At 72.4% G+C, this 6,083-nt stretch carries 6 protein-coding genes; 2 read left to right on the plus strand and 4 right to left on the minus strand.

What is annotated here, in order from left to right; all coding sequences use genetic code 11:
* Both G6024_RS01880 and hemE read right to left on the minus strand, forming a co-directional pair.
* Nucleotides 1-417 (minus strand): FAD-dependent oxidoreductase (locus G6024_RS01880; RefSeq protein WP_159147769.1); only part of this gene is annotated, 417 nt, incomplete at its 3' end.
* A gap of 2 nt (nucleotides 418-419) precedes the next feature.
* Complete coding sequence (gene hemE / locus G6024_RS01885; protein WP_194307190.1) at nucleotides 420-1,541, minus strand: uroporphyrinogen decarboxylase; 1,122 nt, start codon at nucleotides 1,539-1,541, stop codon at nucleotides 420-422.
* Between the two features lie 98 nt (nucleotides 1,542-1,639).
* Between hemE and G6024_RS01890 the strand changes: the two genes are divergently transcribed.
* Entirely contained in the window at nucleotides 1,640-2,227 is a 588-nt protein-coding gene (locus G6024_RS01890; protein WP_159147774.1) for a DUF3000 domain-containing protein, read from the plus strand.
* Nucleotides 2,224-3,462 (plus strand): HRDC domain-containing protein, encoded by a 1,239-nt coding sequence (locus G6024_RS01895; RefSeq protein WP_159147776.1) that lies wholly within the window; start codon nucleotides 2,224-2,226, stop codon nucleotides 3,460-3,462. The genes G6024_RS01890 and G6024_RS01895 overlap by 4 nt, the downstream gene beginning before the upstream one ends.
* Before the next feature lie 91 nt (nucleotides 3,463-3,553).
* Here G6024_RS01895 and dxs read toward each other — a convergent pair whose 3' ends face one another.
* Entirely contained in the window at nucleotides 3,554-5,428 is a 1,875-nt protein-coding gene (gene dxs / locus G6024_RS01900) for a 1-deoxy-D-xylulose-5-phosphate synthase (RefSeq protein WP_069389078.1), read from the minus strand.
* A gap of 119 nt (nucleotides 5,429-5,547) precedes the next feature.
* Nucleotides 5,548-6,083 (minus strand): class I SAM-dependent RNA methyltransferase (locus tag G6024_RS01905; protein WP_478213468.1); only part of this gene is annotated, 536 nt, incomplete at its 5' end.

Genomic DNA, 6,083 nt, shown 5'->3' on the forward strand with positions numbered 1-6,083 from the left:
GCCCGGCTCCCAGTCCAGCGGCAGGTCGGCCTCGCGCGCGGCCGCAGCGCGCTCCCGCGGGCTCAGCACGTCCGCCAACGCCCCGACGTCGGACGGCAGACCCATCAACGTGCCGACGGGCATGGGCACCATCCGACCCCCGGTGAGGATCGCCGGTCCGAGCGGCCCGGGATGACGCAGCGACCCGGTCAGGCCGAGTTCGGCGACGAGGTCGCTCGCCTCGGGTCGGCGGCCGATGAAGGCCTCGGCGCCGAGCTCCATCGGACCGGACGGGAAGTCGACGGTGTGGAGTGCCCCGCCCGGCCGGTCCGAGGCCTCGAGGACCGTGACGTGGGCGTCCGGCAGCTCGCGCGAGAGCTGGTAGGCGGCCGTCAGCCCGCTGAGTCCGCCGCCCACCACGGCGACGCGAGGGCCCACCGTTACTTCCCGGTCAGCTCGTGGACGAGCTCCACCACGTGGGTCACCGCACCCGGGTCGGTGCTGGGCAGGACACCGTGGCCGAGGTTGAACACGTGGCCGCGTGCGCCGAGGTCGCGGGCCCGCCGGCCCTCGTCGAGGATGCGGCGGACCTCGCCGTCCAGCGCCGACCGGTCGGCGAAGAGCATCGCGGGGTCGAGATTGCCCTGCAGGACCTTGCCCGGCACCCGCCCGGCGGCGTCGTCCAGGGGGATGCGCCAGTCCACGCCGACGACCTCCGGGCCGGCCTCGCCCATCGCCCCGAGCAGCTCGCCGGTGCCCACGCCGAAGTGCGTGCGGGGAACCGTCGAGATGATCTCGTCGGCGAAGATGCGGGTCGAGTGCGGGAGCACCAGCGACCGGTAGTCCCGCTGGCTGAGCGCGCCCGCCCACGAGTCGAAGAGCTGGACGGCGTCCACCCCGGCGTCGATCTGCGCGCGCAGGAACACCGTGGTCAGGTCCGCCAGCTTGGCCATGAGCGCGTTCCACACGTCGGGCCGCGAGTACATCAGCGACTTGGTGTGCTCGTGGTTGCGGCTGGGACCGCCCTCGATGAGGTAGGAGGCCAGGGTGAAGGGGGCCCCGGCGAAGCCGATGAGCGCCACCCGCGGGTCGAGTTCGGCCACGACCAGCCGCACGGCCTCCTCGATCTTCTCGAGGCGGTCCGGGGTGAGCTCGGGCAGCGCGGCGACACCGGCCTCGTCCCGGATCGGCTCCGCCACCACGGGCCCGGTCCCGGGCACGATGTCGATGTCCACCCCGGCCGCGGCCAACGGGATGACGATGTCGGAGAAGAAGATCGCGGCGTCCACCCCGTGGCGACGGACCGGCTGCAGGGTGATCTCACACGTCATCGCCGGGTCGAAACAGGCCTCCAACATGGTGGACCCGGCGCGGACCTCCTTGTACTCCGGGAGCGAGCGGCCCGCCTGGCGCATGAACCACACCGGCGTGTGGGCGCCGCCGACTCCGGTCACCTCGTCGAGGTACGGGCCGGTCCCGGCGCGGCGGCCTGCGGCGGCACCGGTGGCGGGGTCGGTGGAACGGGAGGTCGAGGACGCATCAGAGTTCAACACGCCCCCCATCGTCCCATGACGCCGCCGCTGCGACCGGTCAGCCCACCCGGGTAGGCGACGGCGCGCCTCCTCGGGGCACGCCGGGGCGGTCGCTAGCGTGACGACCCGTGAGTACATCGGTCAATGACGGCGAGCCCGAGGTCTTCCGGGAGGCGGTCGAGTCGCTGTCGCGACTCGAGGTCCGCCCCGAGATCTCGGTCGGCCCGATCCGCCCGCCGCAGCGACTGGCGCCCTACAGTCACGCCCTCGGCGTCGAGATCATCCCACCCTCCGGCGACGACGTGCCGGAATTCTCCGACGGCGACGCCTTCGGCCGTCTCATCCTCCTGCACGACCCCTCCGGGGACGACGCGTGGAACGGCACCCTCCGACTCGTGGCCTACATCCAGGCCGACATGGAGGCCTCGCTGGCAGGTGACCCGCTCCTGCCCCAGGTGGCGTGGAGCTGGCTCACCGAGGCCCTCGGCGATCAGGCCGGGCCGTACACCTCGCTCGGTGGCACCGTGACCAGCACCGCCTCCGTCCGCTACGGCGACATCGCCGGTCCTCCCCAGTCCCACCAGCTCGAGCTGCGCGCGTCCTGGACCGCCCTCGAGCCCGACCTGACCGGCCACGCGTCCGCCTTCTGCACGACGCTCGCCCTGGCCGCCGGCCTCCCCCCCGTCGGCGTGACCTCCCTGCACCGGCGGTCGTGAGCGGGCGCCGCCGCGGCGAGACCCCGCCCGGGGCACAGCCACCCCCGGCCGAGTACGAGTTCGTCGACGCCCTCCCCGCCATCGAGGCGGTCGCCGACGCCCTGCGGTCCTCGCCCGGCCCCGTCGCGGTCGACGTCGAACGCGCTTCGGGGATTCGGTATGCCGACCGGGCCTTCCTCCTGCAACTCCGCGCCCCCACCGGCCCCGCCCTGCTCGTGGACCCGGAGACCCCGGGTCGGACCATCGGCTCCCTCGCCGACGTCCTGTCGACCCGCCCCCTGCTGCTCCACGCCGCGAGTCAGGACCTCCCGTCGCTGCGTGAGCTGGGGGTCTCGCCGACCTCGCTCGTCGACACCGAGCTGGCCGGACGTTTCCTCGGCACCGAGCGGGTCAACCTCGGGGCGATGATCTCGGAGCACCTCGGGATCGGCCTGGCCAAGGCGCACTCCGCCGCCGACTGGTCTCGTCGCCCGTTGCCGGCGGCGTGGTTGGACTACGCAGCCTATGACGTGCTGTTCCTGCACGAACTGGCGGACGAGGTCCTGCCGCGGCTCGACGAGCTCGGCCGCCGTGAGTGGTTCGAGGCGGAGTGTCGGTACCTGGTGGAGTCCGGCCCGGCACCTGCCGCGCCGGACCCCTGGCGTCGACTGTCCCGGCTGTCGAGCCTGCGCGACGGCCGGCAACTGGCGCGCGCCAGGGAGTTGTGGATGGCCCGGGACCGGGTCGCGGCCGAGCGGGACATCGCCCCCAAGCGGCTCCTCGGTGACGCGGCGATCGTGGAGGCCGCCAGGGTGGGGCCGACGAACAGAACCGCACTGCTGGCGATCGAGGGGTTCGACGGACCTCACCGCCGACGGCTCGTCGGGGAATGGCTCGCCGCCCTCGAGTGGGCCGACGGGCTGGGGCGGGCCGACCTGCCCTCCCGGCAGGGGCCGCCCGCCGAGCATCCGCCGCACGCGTCGTGGAAGCGCAACGAGCCCGAGGCCGCGGAGTTGCTCGAGATCGCCCGCGAACGGATCGGCGCACTCGCCGACGACCTGGGTCTGGAGCCCGGGCTCCTGCTCAAACCCTCGACGCTGAGACTGTGGGTGTGGCGCGCGGCGACGACCCGGTCCGGGGACGACGCGGAACTGCTCCACGACGTCCTGCTCACCGAGAGCGCCCGTGCCTGGCAGATCGAACTGGCCACCGACCCCCTGCTCGAGGCGGTGCGGAGCTTCCGCGCGGATTCCTGAGTCCGGGCCGGCCACCGGCACCGGCCGGCGCGGCCCCTGTCACGCGTGGGTACGGGCCCGCGTGTGCACGCGTCCGGCGATCCGGCCCGGGTCAGCCCAGTCGGGTCCGGATGCTGTCCGAGATCCCCTCGGGGGTCAGTCCTGCGTCGGCCAGGATCTCCCCCCGGGAGCCGTGGTCGAGGAACTCCTGCGGGATGCCCAGCGCGATCCGATCGACCCGCACCGCAGCGTTGTCCAAGCATGCCGACACCGCTGACCCGACGCCACCGTGCAGACCGTTGTCCTCGACCGTGACCACGAGACGGCGTCCACGGGCGGCGTCCACGATCGACGCGGGCACCGGGTAGACCCATCTGGGGTCCACTACGTCGACCGAGATGCCCTCTGTCCCGAGGGCACGGGCGGCGGCGATGGCGGGCGCGACCATCGACCCCACCGCGACGATGAGGACCTCGGCGTCACCGGATCCGTGCACGCGGTCGACCCCGTCCTCGGACGTGGCGAGGGCGGGCAGAGCATCACCGACCGACCCCTTCGGGAACCGGACGACGGTCGGACCGTCCTCGATGCCCACCGCCTCGCGCAGTTCCTGCCGGAGGGTGGTCGCGTCCCGGGGAGCGGCCACGCGCACCCCGGGGATGATTCCGGTGAGCGACAGGTCCCACATCCCGTTGTGGCTCGCACCGTCCGGGCCGGTGACGCCGGACCGGTCCAGGACCATGGTGACCGGTTGTCGGAGTAGCGCGACGTCCATGAGCAGCTGGTCGAACGCCCGGTTGAGGAAGGTCGAATAGACCGCGACGACGGGGTGCAGCCCACCGAGCGCGAGCCCTGCCGCCGAGGCCACGGCGTGCTGCTCGGCGATACCCACGTCGTACATCCGTTCCGGGAACCGCTCCCCGAACGCGGCCAGACCGGTCGGCCCGGCCATCGCGGCCGTGATGGCCACGACGTCATCGCGTTCGGCACCGATCGCACACAGTTCCTCGGAGAAGACCGACGTCCAGTCCACGGCGGAGGAGGTCGACAGCGGCTTTCCGGTCTCGGGATCGATGACCCCGGTGGCGTGCATCTGGTCCGCCTCGTTGTTCTCGGCGTGGACGTAGCCCATCCCCTTACGGGTGACGACGTGGACCACCACCGGGCCGCCGAAATCCTTCGCGAGGCGCAGGGCCGCCTCCGTGGCGGCGAGATTGTGCCCGTCGACCGGCCCCATGTACTTGAGCCCCAGGTCCGCGAACAACTCCTGCGGCGACACGACGTCCTTGACTCCCGTCTTGATGCCGTGGAGCACCGAGTAGACGGCCTTCCCCACGACGTCCTTGCGGCCCGTGAGCGCGTTCTTCGTGCGATCCATCGCCTTCTCGTACGCCGGCTGGAGCCGCAGCGCGCCGAGGCGGTCGGCGAGCCCTCCGATGGTCGGCGAGTACGAGCGGCCGTTGTCGTTGACGACGATGACCATGGGGCGGTCCTTGGCGGCGGCGATGTTGTTGAGGGCCTCCCATGCCATGCCACCGGTCATCGCGCCGTCGCCGATCACGGTGACGACGGTCCGATCGGACTCCCCGCGCAACGAGAACGCCTTGGCCAACCCGTCCGCGTATGACAGGGAGGCCGTGGCGTGCGAGGACTCGACCACGTCGTGCTCGCTCTCCGCGCGACACGGGTAACCGGACAACCCCCCGCGGGTGCGGAGCCCGTCGAACTGATCGCGACGACCGGTGAGGATCTTGTGGACGTAGGACTGGTGTCCGGTGTCGAAGACGACGGGGTCGCGGGGTGAGTCGAAGACCCGGTGCAACGCCACGGTCAGTTCGACGACGCCGAGATTCGGGCCGAGGTGCCCGCCCGTCGCGGCGACCTTACGGATGAGGAATTCACGTATCTCCCCGCACAGCGCGGCCAACTCCCCGGGACCGAGCCGCCGCAGATCGGATGGGCCGTCAACCTGTTCGAGCACGCTCATTGCTGTCGACTGCCCCTTCCGTGACCGACACCCTGCTGGGTCGAATGGTCAGTCTACTGGCTGGCGCCGCGCGACCTCGCCCACGGGCGGACGTGTGGGCCCCTACCTGCGGTGCCGGATCAGGAGCGTCCCGGCGAGTCCAGTACGGCGATCCCCTCGACGTGATGGGTGCCCGGGAAGGCCGCCACCCCGTGGAGGTCCGTGAGCGTCCACCCGGCGGCCACGAGGACGCCGATGTCCCGCGCCAGACTCGCCGGATCGCAGCCCACGTGCACGATCCGGGACGCACCTGTCGCCGCGAGCCGCCGCATGACCGGGATCCCCGCTCCGCCGCGCGGGGGATCGAGGATGATGACCTCCGGATCGGGGTGGTCCGCCGGCCGGTCGTCGCGGTCCTCGAGGAACGTCTCGACCCGGGAACGCAGGGTCCTCACTCCCCCGCCGGCGGGGTCCCCGGGCGGGCCGCCGAGGGTGTCCGTGGCCGCGTGCAGCGACGCCGTGGCGGATTCGACGACTGTCACGCGGGCGCCCGGGATCGCGTCCCGAACCCCGGCGGCGAACAGCCCGGCGCCTCCGTAGAGGTCCCAGATCTCGGGGATGTCGGTCAGGTCGGGGGTGCGCGTCACCGCGGTGCGTACCTCGTGGCTGTAGTGGC

Origin of the sequence: Dietzia maris (assembly GCF_014144855.1) — a bacterium.
GTDB classification, from domain to species: domain Bacteria; phylum Actinomycetota; class Actinomycetes; order Mycobacteriales; family Mycobacteriaceae; genus Dietzia; species Dietzia kunjamensis.